Genomic DNA, 17,470 nt, shown 5'->3' with positions numbered 1-17,470 from the left:
CGCTCTTTCACGTCAAATCACGCCTGTTAATAGCAGGCGTTTTGTTTTTAATCCCCGCAACATTTCCCTCACAAAGTGTGATCCTCTCCGGCAAAAAACGATAAACATACTTGTATGGTAGTTAGGATAAGGCGTATTTATAACCACAGAAAATGCATCCTACTTTTACTGCAGAAGGTCGTAACCGATGAAAATCGTGAATGCTGAAGTTTTTGTCACTTGTCCGGGACGCAACTTTGTTACGTTGAAAATCACCACTGACAGCGGACTGACTGGCATTGGTGATGCCACGCTGAACGGTCGCGAGTTACCGGTCGCGTCATATCTGAAAGATCATGTGTGTCCGCAACTGATTGGCCGTGATGCGCATCAGATTGAAGACATCTGGCAGTTTTTCTACAAAGGCGCTTACTGGCGTCGCGGCCCGGTCACTATGTCGGCGATTTCTGCCGTGGACATGGCGTTATGGGACATCAAAGCCAAAGCCGCCAACATGCCGTTGTACCAGTTGCTCGGCGGCGCATCCCGCACCGGCGTCATGGTCTACTGCCACACCACCGGCCATTCCATTGATGAAGTGCTCGACGATTACGCCAAACATAAAGAGCTCGGTTTCAAGGCGATCCGCGCACAATGCGGTGTTCCGGGCATGAAAACGACTTACGGCATGGCGAAAGGCAAAGGTCTGGCCTACGAACCGGCGACGAAAGGTAACTGGCCGGAAGAGCAGTTGTGGTCGACGGAAAAATACCTCGATTTCACGCCAAAACTGTTCGAAGCCGTGCGTGATAAATTCGGTTTCGACGAACATCTGCTGCACGACATGCACCACCGTCTGACCCCCATCGAAGCAGCGCGCTTTGGCAAAAGCATCGAAGAATATCGCCTGTTCTGGATGGAGGATCCGACCCCCGCTGAGAATCAGGAATGCTTCCGTTTGATCCGCCAGCACACAGTGACCCCCATTGCGGTCGGCGAAGTGTTCAACAGCATCTGGGATTGCAAGCAGCTTATCGAAGAACAGCTTATCGACTATATCCGCACCACACTGACGCACGCTGGCGGTATCACCGGCATGCGCCGCATCGCTGATTTCGCTTCGTTGTATCAGGTGCGTACCGGTTCCCACGGCCCTTCTGACCTTTCGCCGATTTGTATGGCCGCAGCCCTGCACTTCGACCTGTGGGTGCCGAACTTCGGCGTGCAGGAATACATGGGTTATTCCGAGCAAATGCTGGAAGTCTTCCCGCATAACTGGACGTTCGACAACGGCTACATGCACCCGGGCGAAAAACCGGGGCTGGGCATTGAGTTTGACGAAAAGCTGGCCGCGAAATATCCGTACGAACCGGCGTATCTGCCGGTGGCCCGTCTGGAAGACGGCACTTTGTGGAACTGGTGAGGGAGCGAAAAATGAACAGTGTCGTTATTCAGAAACCTGGAAAGTTAGTCATCGAGCAACGTGCTTTGCCGGTACCTGCCGCCGGTGAGGTACGAGTTCGGGTCAGTCACGCGGGCATCTGTGGTTCAGATGTTCATATTTATCACGGTCACAATCCGTTTGCGAAATATCCACGGGTAATCGGCCATGAGTTTTTCGGCCACATCGACAGCGTCGGTGAAGACGTAGACGTCAAACGTATCGGCGAGCGCGTGGTTATCGATCCGGTCGTCAGCTGTGGACATTGTTATCCGTGCTCGATTGGCCGCCCGAATGTCTGTGCAGAACTGCAGGTTATCGGCGTCCACCGCGACGGCGGTTTCAGTGATTACGCCTGTGCGCCAGCGAAAAACGCTTATGTGGTGCCGGAAATAATCCCGGACAAACTCGCCAGTATGGTCGAGCCGTTTACTATTGCGGCCAATATCACGGCGTTTCTACAACCGACGCCGCAGGATACCGCGCTGATATACGGCGCCGGCCCGATGGGGCTGACGGTGATTCAGGTGCTGAAAGGCGTTTATGGTGTGCAGAAAGTGATTGTCGCTGACCGTATCGACGAACGGTTGCAGATGGCGCAGGCCAGCGGCGCAGACTGGATCATCAACAATAGCGAACGCAGCGTGGCTGATGAACTGGCCGCTGAAGGTGTGCGACCAACGCTCATCGTCGATGCCGCCTGCCATCCGGCGATTTTGCAGGAAGCTATTCTGCTGGCGTCTCCGGCAGCACGTATCGGTATGATGGGTTTCTCCGGCGAGCCCAGCCTGGTCACGCAGCAAAGCATTACCAGCAAAGAGATTTCACTGTTTTCTTCACGCCTGAACAGTCACCGGTTCCCCCAGGTGATTGAATGGATGGAGCAGGGAAAAATCGCACCCGAAAAACTGGTGACGCACTGGATGCCCGCCAGCGAAGTGGAAGCGGCATTAACGCTGTTTGAGAAAGATCAGCGTTCCTGCTGCAAGGTTTTACTGACATTCTGATTTTTTGATTTTTTTTATACAAGACGGGAAGATCTCAAATATCTTCCCGCCTCCCGTACCTCATATTCTACCTATAAAAACGCAACACTATTAAAACGACACCTACAAGTGGAGCATACATTTATGTTTAAGAACCTACGCTGGATCATCGTATTCTTGCTGTTCTTGGTTTACATGATCAATTACCTCGACCGCGTTGCGCTGTCGATTACTGTGCCTATGATAGAAAAAGAACTGACCATTAATCCCGAACAATTCGGCATGATATTTGGCAGCTTCTTCTTTGGTTACGCAATATTTAACTTTATCGGTGGCCTGGCCGTGGATAAATTCGGTCCGACGCTGGTAATGGGATTAGCCGTCGGCTTATGGTCAGTATTTTGCGGCATGACCGCTATCGCGACCGGTTTTTATTCCATGCTTATTTTACGGGTATTATTCGGCATGGCCGAAGGCCCGATCTGCGCCTCAGCAAATAAGATGATTAACGGCTGGTTCCCGAAGAAACAGGCGGCAACCGCGATGGGCTTGCTCAGCGCCGGTTCTCCCCTCGGCGGTGCAGTGGCCGGGCCGATTGTCGGGTATCTGGCGATTTCCTTCGGCTGGCGTCCGGCGTTTATGGTCATTGCCAGTATCGGGATCGTCTGGATGGTCGTGTGGTTCTTTACCGTTGCCGATAATCCGCTGAAAAGTAAACGCGTTTCACCGGAAGAATTGCGTTTAGTTGATGAAATGAAGAACGAGCATTTAAGCGAAGAAGAGAATATGGCGCAGGCCGCACATGGTCTGGGCTATTATTTACGTCAGCCGATTATTCTGGTTACGGCATTTGCGTTCTTCTGCTACAACTATATTTTATTTTTCTTCCTCAGCTGGTTCCCGGCTTACCTGGTTCAGGCACATGGCCTGAATATCAAAGAGATGAGTCTGACAACGGTTATTCCGTGGATTGTCGGTTTTGTCGGCCTGGCATTGGGCGGTTATATTTCTGATAAGATTTTCAATATTACCGGCCGTTTGTTATTGTCGCGTAAAATTATATTAGTGGTCAGCCTGTTAGCCGCGGCTATTTGTGTCGCCCTCGCCGGTATTGTCACCAGCGTGGTGCCGGCAGTCATTCTGATGTCAGTGTCTATTTTCTTCCTGTATACCACCGGTGCGATTTACTGGGCGATTATTCAGGATGTGGTGCATAAATCCCGCGTCGGCGGCACCAGCGGATTTATTCATCTGGTCGGCAGCGTCTCGGGCATCATTGGTCCGGTCGTGACGGGTTTCATTGTGCAAAACACCGGACGTTTTGACAGTGCCTTTATTCTCGCTGGCGGCGTCGCCGCACTGGGTGCAATGCTGGTGTTCTTCGTGATTAAACCGCCAAAACACCTGCCCGACTCCACTCTGTCTCACAACTGATATTCTGAATACCAATGCTGCTCCCTGCCACAGGGGAGCGGCATTTTTCCCTATTTGCTGATTGTAATCTTACATTAACGCGATGCCGTTCATTCCAGAAGCGCCCTTTCCGCCATCTGCACAATCTGTACCCGGTACGCCATGCTTGCCATACTGCCCATCACTCAAAAGCCGTCAGAGCACATTTCAGGCGTAATGCATGAATCTTTGTAACACTGCGGTATTATTTTGATGGCAAAGTAAATTCCTTATTCTTCCTGACGCAACTGAGGGTGTTATGGCTTATATCATGGTGTTTTTGTCTTCGTTATTTATGGTGGGCTCAGTTTATGCGGCATCGGTGCCGGCCACAGCGATCTCTTCTCTCACAACGGCGATGAACGAACGCATGGTGGATATGAAAGACGTGGCGGCTTATAAAGCGGCAAATCATTTACCGGTCGAAGATTTGGTGCGTGAAAAGAAGGTTCTCTCTCTCGCGCAGGCTGAAGCGGAAGAAGCAGGGCTTGACCCGCACTCGGTGCTTCCTTTTATTCAGGCGCAGATGGACGTCGCCAAAGCTATCCAGTACCGCTATTTTGCTGACTGGTTATCGCAGCCCGATATGGGGGACAAACCGAAAAGCCTCGATAGGGTCAGGGACTCCATCTCTGCACAGGATAAGCAAATTTTGAGCGCCATTAGTCAGCGCCTGTTGGCCGGCGGGTTCAGTGAGGAAGATAAATCAGAGATTATGATTCTGCTGCATGCGCCGCAGCTAACCGAAGTGGATAAAGCGCGTCTGGTCCAGGGGTTATCCGGGATCAGACGCGTGAAACAGGCTGAAGGATGACGGTTTTATTCGTCCACCCAAACCCGCATCTCTCCTTCCCCACGATTCGCCCAGGTAAAGTACGGCACAAAGGTTATGGTTTGCGGTACCGTTTGTTGCGCTGGCGGATTGTAACGATACAGTGGCTGCTGACTGGCCTGAACGGATGTCCGGCGTTCGCCCTGTGTCTGCAATAAGGTTTTACCGGCGAACAATCCGCTGCCGGAAATCAGACGAAATTGCGCATCACCCGGCAGGCGGATGTTATGCAGTTCACTGCCGTTGTCAGCCTGCTCAAGGCAATACACCAGCGGCCCGCGCTGCACTGCCACTTTCCCCGCGACATGCCGCAACAGCGCGTTGCCTTTCACCCGCATCACCGGCATCGGCAGCATCATTTCAATGCGATCGCCTTTCTGCCATTCCTGCGTCAAACGCAAATATCCACGTTGCGTCAGGCTGGTCAGTTCAAGCGGATTGCCATTGAGCGTGACCTGCGGACTGGCGCACCAGTCAGGTAAACGCAGCGCCAGCGTGGCTTCCAGTGGCTGATCGTTATCGATTTCAATCAGCACGCCTTCTGCCCACGGATAACCGCCGGACTGTTTCAGTCGCAACGCCTTTCCGCCGATGGTCGCTTCGACATCACTGCCGATATACAGATTGATATCCACACCGTCCGGACGCTGGGTATAGATGTAATGGCCGAGCGACGCCAGCAGACGCGCAATATTCGGCGGACAGCAGGCACAGCCGAACCAGCGCTGACGCACCGGTTTTACGTGGTCATAAATATGGTTGAACGGAATGCTTTTCGGATGCACTTCCAGAGGATTCACATAAAAAAAATGTTTGCCGTCGAGCGCCATACCGGCCAGCACAGTGTTATAAAGCGCACGTTCCATCACATCGGCATAACGGCTGTCAGAATCCATCTGCAGCATACGGTTGGCGAACATCATCAGGCCAATCGATGCGCAGGTTTCGGTGTAAGCCGTGTCGTTGGGTAAATCATAGTCGGAAGAAAACGCCTCACCGCTGCTTTGCGAGCCGATTGAACCGGTGATGTACATCTGCCGCTGGGTCATGTTTTCCCACAATCGCTGGCACACTTCGCGTTTTTCCTGATCCTGACTCAACCGCGCCAGATGCGCCACACCGGCATACAGATACACAAAACGCACCGCGTGACCGATGGCTGTTGTCTGCAAAGCCACCGGTACATGCGCCTGACTGTAGGCTTTGTCTTTCACCATCCACGCCGGACCGTAAGTATTCCAGTGCGAGGTTTTTCCACGTTTCTCATATTCGATATCGTAGAAATGCGGCTGTGTGCCGCGCTGTTCAACAAAATAGCGGGTCAGTTCGAGATATCGCGTTTCGGCAGTTTGTTCATACAAACGCATCAGCGCCAGTTCAATTTCCGGATGCCCCGGATAGCCATGCAGTTGCTGTTCGCCCGGCCCGAAAACGTCTGCGATGTGATCCGCCAGTTTGCAGACAATCTCGAGTAACCGGGTTTTGCCGGTCGCCTGCGCATAGGCCACACCCGCTTCAATCAGATGTCCGGCGCAGTAAAGTTCGTGACATTCAGCCAGATTGGCCCAGCGTTGTTGCGGCTCTTTGACGGTGAAATACGTGTTCAGATAGCCGTCAGGTTGCTGCACCGCGCCGACCAGCTCGATCACCTGATCCGCCGTTGCTTCCAGCGCAGGATCCGGCGTTTTCGCCAGCAAATACCCCACCGCTTCCAGCCATTTAGCCACGTCGCTGTCCTGAAAAACCATGCCATAAAACTCGCCATCACTTTGCCCGGCGGCAATCCGGAAATTTTCAATCGCATGGCTTGGTTCGGCGTCGGCGACGTCATCGTTGAGCGCTTTCCACTGATACGGCACCACCACATCTTTTACCAGTCGCTGATATTCCAGCCAGAACGCATCGGAAACATTCACTTTTTGCAAAGGCACTTCTAAAGAATCAACCGGAGAAAACGGCATACAACCTCCTGAAAAACAGTAAATTAGATTTTTGCGGCCAAATCGTGCGACATCCGCGACAGCAATTTGTTATCGAGTTTGCAAAACATCAGCGTTCCCGCCAGCAGCAGATGCATCGCCGCAGGCAACAATGTATCCAGCAAAGTGATCCCGCCGAGTGACGCTGCAGTCTGATGCTCTGCGCCAGCCTGATAAGAGACCAGAATGAAGACCAGGCTGATGATCCCGGCACTTGATGCCCAGGCCAGTTTGATAAAGAACAGATTGAAGGCAAAGTTCATGCCGGAGGAACGGATACCATTTTTCCAGTGCCCGTAATCGTCGGCGAACGCCATGATGGAAAAGTGCAGCGGCAAGGTGAACCCGAGGATCACACAGTGTACAAAGATGATACCGAGCCACAGCGTCTGATAATGTTCACCGGCAGGGACAAACCACAGCATCAGGGAAAACACCGCCAGTACCAGATTAGTCAACATATACAGCCGCACGCTGTCGATAAATTTGGTCAGCTGATTGACGATCACCGCGCCAAGAATGGATGCCAGCGTTACCATGCCGAAGAACATAGAGGCGTAGCCCGCCCCGCCTTTCAGCACATAAGTGATGAAATACATGTAGCCGCCGCCACGCAGATTGAACACGTTGATCAGCAGGAAAGACATCAGTAAAACCAGCAGCAACTGATCGTTTTTCAGCATGCCGCGAATGTGTTCCTTAACGCTGAATTGCCCGAGCAGTGCAAGGGGCAGGCGTTCGCGTACCGTGAAGAAGCACCACAGGAACATCACCACAGCAACCGCGCAAAGCAACCCTACGCCCTGCTGATATCCCACCGCCGCATTGCCTTTACCCAACACCTGCACCAGCCACGGCAACCCGACGGAAACCATAAAGCCCGCCACGCCGCACAGTACAAAGCGCCACGACTGACAAGACATCACTTCGCGATGATCAGTGGTCATGGTGTTAATCAGCGCGCAGTACGGCACGTTGATTGCCGTATAGGACACGGAGAGCAGGAAATAGGTGAAGAAGGCGTAGGCAATTTTGGCATCGCCACTCAGGCCGGGTACCGTAAAAGTGAGAAATCCGACCACGCCAATAGGCAACGCGATCCATAACTGCCAGGGACGAAAACGTCCCCAGCGGCTTTGCGTGCGGTCAGCCAGAATGCCCATCAGCGGATCGGAAATCGCGTCAATCACACGCAGCGAAATAAACAGCGTACCGACAATCGCAGGTGTCAGCCCGAAAACATCGGTATAAAAGAATGTCAGAAAACTGGTGATAAGACAGGTAATTATCGTGCCACCGGCATCACCTAATCCATAACCGATTTTTTCACTGACAGAAAGTTTGGCATTAGCAGAAAGTATTCTGTCCTCACCGTTTACCGGTGCAGAGCCTGTATTAACTGAATCTGTTGGCATTATCTTTCCTCGCTTTTATATCGTTATTTATAAGCTGTAGGAACACAATGAATAAGGCTAATTATTCGTATCAGCCCTGAGATGAAATAAGGTACGCCATAAATCTGGCATAGGGTTCTCATGCCAACAAGAGGAGAGAAAAGTAGTTAAACGGGACAATTCCGACTCACACCCAGAATCTGTGAAGCAGATCAAAACCTCTTCATGCCCGGCTGGTGGTGCACGTTTCCTGTGCTACTGTCAGGCAAAACTTGCCTGATGAGTGCCTTAAAATGCCTGAAATGCTTACGTTCTCCGTAAATTACCCGGTTAAAGTGCAAAACGGTGGCCTGTTCATTTCCAGAGGAATTGGCACACATCCGACCCGACGCCTGAGTTCGCACGAATTAATTTATGTCGTCCGTGGCTCGTTGTCTTTACAGGAAGAAAATACGCGTTTTGATTTGCATACAGGAGAAAGTTTACTGTTATTTCCCGGCAGGGAACATAAAGGCGTCACAACCTTTGATCCCGATTTAAAATTTTACTGGCTGCATTTTGATATTGTGGAAGATATAGCAATCATTAAACCACAGCAAAATAGTCCCTCTTTACAGCTAAATATTCCACAGCATTGTAAAGTCAGGGACAGTGAAACCCTGTTAACGCTGTTCAGATTATTTTTATATGAACAGGAACGCGGCGGTAATTCTCTTGAGCTGTTCCTGATTTTGCTGTTAGAGGAAGTCTCGCGCGCCTGGCCGGAGAATGTCGAACCCGGCGGCCCCGGCGTGGCGCTGGCCTACAAAGCCCGTCAGCTGATCACCACACAGTTTCATCTGCCACTGGGGGCCTGTGAGCTGGCGCAGCGGCTGCACTGTAACGCCGATTATCTCGGGCGGGTTTTCCGCCTGACCTTTCAGATGACGCTGACGGATGCGCTGCATAAACAACGTGTCGCTGCAGCAGAAAAGCTGTTACTGGCCAATACCGGCAATGTGGCGGACGTGGCACGCCTGACGGGGTTTAACGATGTGGCGTATTTTCGCCGGGTATTTCGTAAACTGCTGGGTATCACACCCGCGGCCTATAAAAAGCTGTATTGCCGGGAGCATATAAACTCCCAATAATTTGATGAAAGCTTGCGCTAACAATCTCAAAAACATCAGAAAACTCATGTTAGTATTGTCGTTTCCCGACTTTAAAGACAACTTTTGCCCATGACAGACTCCTTTGAATTTCTCAGTAATGTGCCGGTTAATCAGCAGATTTATCGCACCTTGCGTCAGGACATCGTCACCTGTGCCATCGCGCCGGGGGCATTCCTGTCGGAGAAAGAGATTTCCACACGCTTTAATGTGTCCCGCCAGCCGGTTCGCGAAGCTTTTATCAAACTGGCCGAAGCCGGGCTGGTTCAGGTTTTACCGCAACGCGGCACCTATGTAATGAAAATTTCCTCCAAGCGGGTTGCCGACGGACGCTTCATTCGCGAAGCAGTCGAAACCGCCGTGGTACGCCGTGCAGCCATGGTCGCCACCGATAAAGATCTGGCCTTGCTCGAACATAATCTTGAGCGTCAGACGCTGGCGGCAAAGAGTCAGCAAACGCAGGAATTCCTGCTGCTGGATGATGAGTTCCACCGCACGATTGCGCAGATCATCGACTGCCGCCTGGCATGGGAAACCGTCGAGCACATCAAAGCGACAATGGATCGCGTGCGCTTTTTGACACTCAGTAAAGTGTCACCGCCGGAAAATCTGATTGCACAACATTATGCGATTTTTGACGGGCTGAAAGCGCATGACCCGGACGCCGCTGAAAAAGCTATCCGCATTCATTTGCAGGAAATGATTTCCACCATTACCCCGATTGCTGAACAGAACAGTGACTGGTTTGATGCCGAGTAAGTAAAAGGACGTTGTAATACACAAACAGTGAACGACAGCGATCAAATTTTGCGGGTTATCCCTAAAATCTGTATGACAACTTGGTGTAAGCTGTAAACCACATCAATATCGTGGATACTTTTATGCCAGCCGCAGCCGCCCTGAAAAAAAGCTACTACAGTGCCGATCAGTCACTGTCCCTCTCCCAGCTCGATAACGAGAAAATCACCCAGATCGTTCACGATCTGGACGTGGCAGAAAGCGAAAAAGAACATTACGTCACGGGCTGGATGGGACAGAACAGCGTGGTACTGGTGAGAAATTATCAGGACAAACGGGGCACTTCCAGCGGCCTGGTGATGTCACGTGGCAACCGTTACAAACTCACCGTTCAGGCCATCACTTTCCGCATCCCCAAAGTACTGCTGTGGGTCACATTCCGCCGTAAGCCCCGCACCATGACCGTTATTGCCTATAACAAGCTGGGTGATCAGGCGACCGGCCTGCAACAGTTCATGCATGTGCAGGATCCTGAACTCAGGGAGAAACTGGAACAGGACTGGCGTGAACTGAACGATTATCTCGGCATGGCCTGCTGGCAGATGGATAACAACCGCCCGCAGTGGCGCCAGTTGTATGCGGATATCACGCCGCAAGCCCTCCTGACGCTGGCTGAATCACCGTGGTTCAGTGGCAAAAAACTGCAAAAGGATGGCGAATTTGAAGGGCTGTGGTCACACGGACAATTTATTGGCCGCCGCAGCGGTGAGCATGCGGCATTGCTGCTGTCGTGGCAGGACGAGGAGAACGACGATATTGCCAGCTATCTGTTTGAACGGATGTCAGCAACTAAAATCCGCGTCATGCTGCGCCCGCGTAAAGAAGAAAAATTCTATCCGCTGAACCCGTTTGATGCCGTTCATTTGCAAAAGGCGCTGACGAAATTTCATCAGGTTGAACAGGCGCTGAGCGAAACCCAGCACCAGGCATAATCCGCGGTTACCACCAGCGGTGGAAATGATGCACAGGCCCGATACCGTGGCCGACTTCCAGTGAGTCGGCCTGCATCAGCGCCTGCTGTAAATAGGCTTTGGCTTCGCGTACCGTATCGGCCCAGTTGTGATGACGCGGACGTAACGCGGCCAGCGCGGCAGACAGCGTGCAACCGGTGCCATGAGTATGTCGGGTATTCACACGCGGCGCAGTAAACCGCTCGCGGGAACCGGTCACAAACAACCAGTCAGGGCTTTCCTCATCACTCAGATGTCCCCCTTTCATCAGCACGGCACCACATCCCATCGCCAGTAAGGCTTCTCCCTGCTTACGCATTTCGGTTTCATTCGCCGCCACCGCACAGTCCAGTAACGCCGCCGCTTCGGGCAGATTTGGCGTAATAATGGAAGCCTGCGGGATCAGCAAACGACGCACGGCATCCACGGCCTCCGGCAGCAGTAACGGATCGCCACTTTTCGCCAGCATCACGGTATCCAGCACCACAAACGGCGGCTGATAATGTCTGAGTCGCTCCGCAACCGCCTCCACAATCTGACTGTTCGCCAGCATGCCGATTTTCGCACTGTCGATCCGCACATCGCTCAGTACGGAATCGAGCTGCGCTGAAACGAAACCGGGCTCAATGTTATAGACCGACTGCACACCACGGGTGTTCTGCGCCACCAGCGCGGTGATCACACTGGTGCCGTACGCACCCAGCGCCGAGAAGGTTTTCAAATCCGCCTGGATCCCCGCCCCGCCACTCGGATCTGTGCCTGCAATCGTCAGTGCATTAATACGTTTCATTGTATTTCCTCGCCATTCAGCCATTCCTCGCCCATTAAATACAGATTATCGAGGTATTCAGGCGTGAAACTGCCCGGCCCCTTCACGACCGCACAGGCGCGCTCGCCGGCACAGGACATCACCCGGCAGGCGGCGGCCACGTTATCCAGGCGATCACCCGGCAAAGCCACAAAGGCCGCCACCACCGCAGATAATGCGCATCCGGTACCCACCACGCGGGTCATCATCGGATGTCCGCCAGCCACCGCCCAACTGCGCATCCCGTCGGTGACGTAATCGGTTTCACCCGTCACGGCCACTACCGCACCGGTCTCCCGCGCCAGTTGCTGTGCGGCAGGTAAGGCAGAAAGGGAATCATCACCGCTGTCCACGCCGCGCCCGGACGCACTGAGGCCGCTGAGAGCCAGGATTTCCGAGGCATTACCGCGGATTGCGGCAGGTTTAAGTGTGATGATTTCACGACAGAATTCTGTACGCCAGCTCAGGCCGCCGACAGCAACCGGATCCAGCACCCAGGGCTTTCCGGCCTGAGTGGCTGCGTGAATAGCCGCCCGCATCGCATCGGCATGGGGATGTGTCAGCGTGCCGACGTTCACCAATAAGGCATCGGCAATGGCGCCAAATTGCGCCGCTTCGGCGGGATCAACCACCATCGCCGGAGATGCACCCAGCGCAAGCAGGACATTGGCGGTAAAAGATTGCACCACGTCGTTGGTCAGGCAGTGAACCAGCGGCGCTGAAAGGCGGAGTCGTTTCAGAGAAGTGGCGGCTAAGGCGCCGGGCAAGAAGGTAGGTCGGGTATTCATAAATCTCCCCACCGGCACTCAGGAAGGCGGTATCAGGAGAGATACCTGACTTCCCTACGCTGGCATAATCCAGATCAGGTAATACGGGTAAAATCTCAGCCCTGCTTTGCAGCGGGCACCCCGAGTCAAGGGAACATTATTGGCGGCGGAGGTCAGAAGATCAATCAGGAAATGCGTTAAAAAAACCGATCAGCCAACGTAATTGAACTCACTCCGCTTCACTGGCAGTATCAGGAAACAGACATGAACAACACACGTTGATGAAAAATTTCCTCAGGAGTTTTACTTGTCCTCATCACTTATTGTCCGTCCTTATGAAGAAGCAGACCGCCCGTTTTTACGCACGTTGTATCTGGCCTCACGCAAGCATACCTGGACATGGCTGGAAGACGATTTTCAGCTGGAAGATTTTGACCGCGCAGTGATCGGCGAGACGATTCTGGTGGCAGAACGTGACGGACATTTACTGGGATTCGCCTCAATTTTCACTCAGGAAAATTTCCTGCATAACCTGTTTGTTGATCCGCAATATCAGGGAACCGGCGCAGGTTCAGCATTGCTTCAGGCTGCGGAAGAAACGTTTACCCGTCAGGGGTCGTTGAAATGTTTAGTAAAGAGTAAAAAATCAGTCGCTTTTTATCTGTCAAAAGGCTGGAACATCATCTCTACGGGGGACAGTCCAAAAGGTGAATACTATTTGTTTCATTCATCAAAAAAATAATTAAGGAAGAAATGATTACCTCACAGAACCGTATTTTCGCGATCCTGATGAATATCAATTTTTCTTTGTCGTTAAGAGGTTAAATTCCGCAGCGGTGCTATACATACTTGGTCTTCCTTAAAATATTTCGAGGGTACGAATGAAAACAATAAAACTGATGCAGATCGCCGCAGTGACTGGCGCACTGTTCCTGGCCGGTTGTACCAGCCACATTACCAAGACGGAAAAATACTCAGGTTTTTTAGGCGATTATTCCGGCCTTAAGGAAGTGAAAACGGCTGGGGGAAATCCGGTTCTGCGCTGGATCGATCCTTCGTTTAAGAAAGAAAATTATTCTTACATCAAATACGAACCGATTAAATTCTACCCGGAACCGCAGCCTACGGCGCAGATCGACAAAGCCACCTTGCAGGGGGTGCTGGATTACGCCAACAGCCGCATGAAACCTGCACTGGCAGAGCGCCTGCCACTGACAGATCACGCAGGGCCGCGCACATTGATTTTCAAAGGCGCGATCACCGGTGTGAACACGTCGGCAGAAGGTTTGCAGTTCTATGAAGTCGTCCCGGTCGCGCTGGTTATTGCCGGTACTCAAACCGCGACAGGCCACCGCACGCGTGATACTGAAGTGTATTTCGAAGGTGAGCTGATCGACGCCAGTACTGGCAAACCGGTGATCAAAGTCGTGCGTAAAGGATTCGGTAAACAAGTTTCCAATGATAAGCAGAAAGTTACCGCTAACGATTTAAAAGTTGTGGTAGATAGCCTGGCGAATGATACCAAGCTGTTCAACGAATAAGTTCCGGTTTTCCGCACCGTCAGACACAGGCAGTCGTAAGGCTGCCTTTTTTCAGACTGAATCAGCGATAAACTCACGCAGCCACTGATGTGCAGGATCACGATGAGCGCGCTCGTGCCAGACCATGTACATCTCGAACCCCGAAACATCCAGCGGCGGTGTAGTAACCTGCAAAGCAGGATTTCCACGTACCAGACGTTCCGGCAACATCGCCACCAGATCAGTGGTCATCAGCACCTGAACGACAAACAGGAAATGCGGCACTGACATGACGACGCGGCGCGATAATCCAGTGGCCGCCAGCGCGATGTCGGTATTGCCATAGAAACCCCCACCATCAGGTGAAACGATCACATGTTCCAGTGCGCAAAACGCTGAACGCGATATCTTGCCTTTAACCTGCGGATGTCCTTTTCTGCTCACCAAAACATAACGTTCAGCAAACACTAATCGGCTGTGCAGGCCATTCATCACCGCCTCGCCGGTATGGAATGCGAGATCCAGCGTACCCTGCTCCATTTTGCGGATAATCCGCGCAGGTGACGTTTCAAAAATAGCCAGCCGTGCAGAAGGTGCGGCTATACGTAATGCCCGTAACGCGGGCAGCACAATGGTCGATTCGCCATAATCTGCCGCCCCCAGATTCCAGGTATTCTTTGCCGTCGAGGGGTCAAACACTTCACCCGCAGATACGGCCTGCTCCAGCGCGGCCAGTGCTTGTCGCAGCGGCTCACGTAATTCATCAGCACGCGCGGTCGGCCGCATCCCCCGTGGTCCCGGCAGCAGCAAAGGGTCATCAAAAAATTCCCGCAACTTCGCGAGCTGAACGCTGACTGAAGGTTGTGAAAGATTACGGCGTTGCGCCGTACGCGTGACGTTTTGCTCGGCGAGCAGGACATCCAGCGTCAGCAACAAATTGAGATCCAAACGGCCGAAATTACTCATCGCTATACCTGCTATATGATCAATTCATTTCAACTATACCTGACAACAACCTACTCTGCGTTTACCACTTAGCGGAGAATTCGTCATGAATGTATTGATCGTCTATGCCCACCCTGAATCACAATCACTGAACGGCTCGCTGAAAGATTTTGCGGTCAGTCACCTGCAGGCCGCCGGGCACAATGTGCAGATATCGGATTTGTATGCCATGCAATGGAAAGCTGCGCTGGATGCCGGAGATAACACCGAGCCTTCACCAGGGCCTTTTCAACCTTCGCAGAATTCACAGCGCGCTTACCAGAATGGCACGCAAAGCCATGACATTGGCGCCGAACAGGAAAAATTACAGTGGGCTGATACCGTGATATTTCAGTTCCCGCTATGGTGGTTTTCAATGCCCGCGATTATGAAAGGCTGGGTGGAACGCGTTTATGCCTACGGATTTGCTTACGGTGTCGGTGAACATTCCGACACGCACTGGGGCGACCGTTACGGAGAAGGCAAAATGGCCGGTAAACGCGCCATGCTGATGGTCACGACCGGCGGGTGGGAACCGCATTACAGTGCGCGTGGGATTAATGGCCCTATCGACGAGCTGCTGTTCCCGATCCATCACGGCATCCTGCACTATCCGGGCTTCAGCGTACTGCCGCCGCTGGTGTTCTACCGCACCGGACGCATGGATGAAACCCGCTATGCGCAAACTTGCGCGGAGATGTCTCACCGGCTGGATACATTAGAAAGCGCGACACCCATTTCATTCCGCCAGCAGAATGGCGGCGATTACGCTATTCCGTCACTGATATTGAAACCGGAAATTGCGCCGGAGAAAAATGGGTTTGCGGCGCATTTGAAATAACGATCTGAGAGAATTTCAGGCATAAAAAATGCCAGTGGATAATTTAATCACACTGGCGTTTTGTGGATTTTAAATAGCAGATGTCTCTAAAACTTATTCCCATTTGATCGCTATTTTCTCAATGCGCTTTGCCGTTTTTGGCTAAATACATGGCGTTGTCGGCATATTCGAGAAGCTGACGTTCATCGTTACCATGCTCCGGATAGAGTGCGATTCCGATACTGGGCGTGATGGTCAAACTGTGGCCTTCCAGGGTAAAAGGAGGATTGAAAGCGTCACGGATTTTTTCTGCTACCCGAGCAGACGCGGGTAAGGAACCCCCCTGAAGCAAAACCACAAACTCATCGCCGCCGACACGAGCGACGGTGTCCGATTCGCGCGCACACAACTTCAGGCGCGCAGCGGCCCCCTGCAGCAGTAAATCCCCAATACCATGGCCAAGCGTATCGTTAACCTGTTTAAATTTGTCGAGATCAATGTATAACAGCGACAACTGACCTTGCTCCCGACGTGCTGTTGAGAGCGCGACTTTCAGGCGGTCATGCAAAAAACCACGATTCGGGAGGTCGGTCAGTGGATCATACTGCGCCATATACTGCAGCCGAGCCTGCATTTGCTGACGCTCAATGACAGTCGCAATTTGAGTCGAAACGAACTGCAGTAACTCCTGATCCTGTTCGTTGTAGCACACACCCCCCGGGTAGCTTTTGACCATAAGCACGCCAATCGTGCCCTTATGCGACTTGAGCGGAACACCCAGCCAGCAGAATGGATTCATGCCAAAAGAGACCCGCAATTCTTCCATGCGGGCAACCATCGTTTCAGGTGTGAGCAGCAGCGGCAGACCGGTATGAATAATCTCTGCGTAGAACGTACCTGGGATCAGGGTAAAGGGGTCTGGCCTCGGCAGAAACTGATCCACATGATAAGGGAAGCTAAGTTTACCGGTTTCATCATCGTAGAGCGTCACCGAGAAATTATCGACGGGCAGCAGCGTGCCGACGATCTCATGAATGCGCTGGAATAACTTGAGTAAATCTTCGGCGGTATGTGCAGCTTCAGAAATAGAATAAAGCGCAGACTGCAACAATTCGGATCGTTTGCGTTCGGTAATATCTCGGGCAACCCCAATGCGCAATTGATCAGCCGGTGACCAGCGTGCCGTCCACATGATGTTGACTACTTGTCCATTCTTATGAATGTAACGGTTCTCAAAATGAAACTGAGGATTGCCAGACATGATCCCCACCACCGAGTTTCGGGTTATTTCCCGATCTTCAGGCAGCATCATGTCAAACATGTTTTTGCCGATCATTTCTTTCGGCGTATAGCCAAAGATACGTTCGCATGATGCACTCGCAAAAACGATATTGGCATGGGCATCAACCGCAAAAACAGCATCCATCATGAGATCAATAAAACTGGCCAACGGCGCGTGAGGATTCGATTCCATAGAGAAACTATAAGGCCTGAATATAAGAGTGAGTACGACTACCTTTACGATAGATATCCGTCGTCCATTAGCACTGCATCGTTTTGCACCACCGGTTAAAGATAGTACAGGTACAGTTGAATAAACTCAGGAAAGAAT

General features: G+C 52.1%; 16 protein-coding genes and 1 riboswitch. Of the genes, 10 read left to right on the top strand and 6 right to left on the bottom strand.

From position 1 onward, the window contains the following. Nucleotides 1-187 precede the first annotated feature (187 nt). The 4 genes from manD (at nucleotide 188) to HGO41_RS00885 (ending at nucleotide 4,672) form a co-directional block, all read left to right on the top strand. Nucleotides 188-1,402: a D-mannonate dehydratase ManD gene (gene manD / locus HGO41_RS00900; protein ID WP_013574401.1), complete on the top strand. Its 1,215-nt coding sequence runs from the start codon at nucleotides 188-190 to the stop codon at nucleotides 1,400-1,402. Between the two features lie 11 nt (nucleotides 1,403-1,413). Next, complete coding sequence (locus HGO41_RS00895; protein WP_119261354.1) at nucleotides 1,414-2,427, top strand: Zn-dependent oxidoreductase; 1,014 nt, start codon at nucleotides 1,414-1,416, stop codon at nucleotides 2,425-2,427. Between the two features lie 123 nt (nucleotides 2,428-2,550). Beyond that, a complete protein-coding gene (locus tag HGO41_RS00890) occupies nucleotides 2,551-3,840 on the top strand; it encodes an MFS transporter (RefSeq protein ID WP_015689485.1) in 1,290 nt (429 codons plus the stop codon). A 277-nt stretch (nucleotides 3,841-4,117) separates the two neighbouring features. Continuing rightward, the gene (locus HGO41_RS00885) at nucleotides 4,118-4,672 is read left to right on the top strand and encodes a chorismate mutase (protein ID WP_112151278.1); all 555 of its coding nucleotides are present in this window, start codon (nucleotides 4,118-4,120) and stop codon (nucleotides 4,670-4,672) included. A gap of 5 nt (nucleotides 4,673-4,677) precedes the next feature. Here HGO41_RS00885 and HGO41_RS00880 read toward each other — a convergent pair whose 3' ends face one another. Together HGO41_RS00880 and HGO41_RS00875 are read right to left on the bottom strand one after the other, a co-directional pair. Then, nucleotides 4,678-6,651 (bottom strand): glycoside hydrolase family 127 protein, encoded by a 1,974-nt coding sequence (locus tag HGO41_RS00880; RefSeq protein ID WP_112197185.1) that lies wholly within the window; start codon nucleotides 6,649-6,651, stop codon nucleotides 4,678-4,680. 23 nt (nucleotides 6,652-6,674) lie between these two features. Continuing rightward, nucleotides 6,675-8,084 (bottom strand): MFS transporter, encoded by a 1,410-nt coding sequence (locus HGO41_RS00875; RefSeq protein ID WP_250980689.1) that lies wholly within the window; start codon nucleotides 8,082-8,084, stop codon nucleotides 6,675-6,677. A 281-nt stretch (nucleotides 8,085-8,365) separates the two neighbouring features. Between HGO41_RS00875 and HGO41_RS00870 the strand changes: the two genes are divergently transcribed. The 3 genes from HGO41_RS00870 (at nucleotide 8,366) to HGO41_RS00860 (ending at nucleotide 10,941) form a co-directional block, all read left to right on the top strand. Beyond that, on the top strand, nucleotides 8,366-9,193 hold the full coding sequence (locus HGO41_RS00870) for an AraC family transcriptional regulator (protein ID WP_250980717.1): 828 nt from the start codon (nucleotides 8,366-8,368) through the stop codon (nucleotides 9,191-9,193). Between the two features lie 90 nt (nucleotides 9,194-9,283). Then, nucleotides 9,284-9,970 carry a GntR family transcriptional regulator gene (locus HGO41_RS00865; RefSeq protein WP_013574394.1) on the top strand — a complete coding sequence of 229 codons (687 nt, stop codon included), beginning with the start codon at nucleotides 9,284-9,286 and terminating at the stop codon, nucleotides 9,968-9,970. Nucleotides 9,971-10,092: 122 nt separating this feature from the next. Next, nucleotides 10,093-10,941 carry a hypothetical protein gene (locus HGO41_RS00860; RefSeq protein ID WP_250980688.1) on the top strand — a complete coding sequence of 283 codons (849 nt, stop codon included), beginning with the start codon at nucleotides 10,093-10,095 and terminating at the stop codon, nucleotides 10,939-10,941. Between the two features lie 7 nt (nucleotides 10,942-10,948). Here HGO41_RS00860 and thiD read toward each other — a convergent pair whose 3' ends face one another. Continuing rightward, nucleotides 10,949-11,749 (bottom strand): bifunctional hydroxymethylpyrimidine kinase/phosphomethylpyrimidine kinase, encoded by an 801-nt coding sequence (thiD, locus tag HGO41_RS00855; RefSeq protein ID WP_013574392.1) that lies wholly within the window; start codon nucleotides 11,747-11,749, stop codon nucleotides 10,949-10,951. After that, nucleotides 11,746-12,555 (bottom strand): hydroxyethylthiazole kinase, encoded by an 810-nt coding sequence (gene thiM / locus HGO41_RS00850; protein WP_015689479.1) that lies wholly within the window; start codon nucleotides 12,553-12,555, stop codon nucleotides 11,746-11,748. The genes thiD and thiM overlap by 4 nt, the downstream gene beginning before the upstream one ends. A 34-nt stretch (nucleotides 12,556-12,589) precedes the next feature. Then, nucleotides 12,590-12,688, bottom strand: a riboswitch (TPP riboswitch). 153 nt (nucleotides 12,689-12,841) lie between these two features. Between thiM and HGO41_RS00845 the strand changes: the two genes are divergently transcribed. After that, nucleotides 12,842-13,276, top strand: a complete 435-nt coding sequence (locus tag HGO41_RS00845; RefSeq protein ID WP_013574390.1) for a GNAT family N-acetyltransferase — start codon at nucleotides 12,842-12,844, stop codon at nucleotides 13,274-13,276. Nucleotides 13,277-13,415: 139 nt separating this feature from the next. Continuing rightward, complete coding sequence (locus tag HGO41_RS00840) at nucleotides 13,416-14,075, top strand: DUF3313 domain-containing protein (protein WP_037036392.1); 660 nt, start codon at nucleotides 13,416-13,418, stop codon at nucleotides 14,073-14,075. A 51-nt stretch (nucleotides 14,076-14,126) separates the two neighbouring features. On the opposite strand, the gene HGO41_RS00835 is transcribed toward HGO41_RS00840, so the two are convergent. Then, complete coding sequence (locus HGO41_RS00835; protein WP_250980687.1) at nucleotides 14,127-15,020, bottom strand: LysR family transcriptional regulator; 894 nt, start codon at nucleotides 15,018-15,020, stop codon at nucleotides 14,127-14,129. 85 nt (nucleotides 15,021-15,105) lie between these two features. Here HGO41_RS00835 and HGO41_RS00830 point away from each other — a divergent pair, with 85 nt between their 5' ends. Further along, entirely contained in the window at nucleotides 15,106-15,879 is a 774-nt protein-coding gene (locus tag HGO41_RS00830) for an NAD(P)H-dependent oxidoreductase (RefSeq protein ID WP_250980686.1), read from the top strand. Between the two features lie 118 nt (nucleotides 15,880-15,997). Here the strand turns inward: HGO41_RS00830 and HGO41_RS00825 are convergent, their stop codons facing one another. Beyond that, on the bottom strand, nucleotides 15,998-17,332 hold the full coding sequence (locus HGO41_RS00825; RefSeq protein WP_250980685.1) for a sensor domain-containing protein: 1,335 nt from the start codon (nucleotides 17,330-17,332) through the stop codon (nucleotides 15,998-16,000). Between the last annotated feature and the right edge of the window lie 138 nt (nucleotides 17,333-17,470).

Source organism: Rahnella sp. CG8 (assembly GCF_023701875.1).
GTDB classification, from domain to species: Bacteria; Pseudomonadota; Gammaproteobacteria; order Enterobacterales; family Enterobacteriaceae; genus Rahnella; species Rahnella aceris.
The sequence above is the reverse complement of the archived record's forward strand: the minus strand, read 5'-3'. Positions and strand labels throughout refer to the sequence as shown.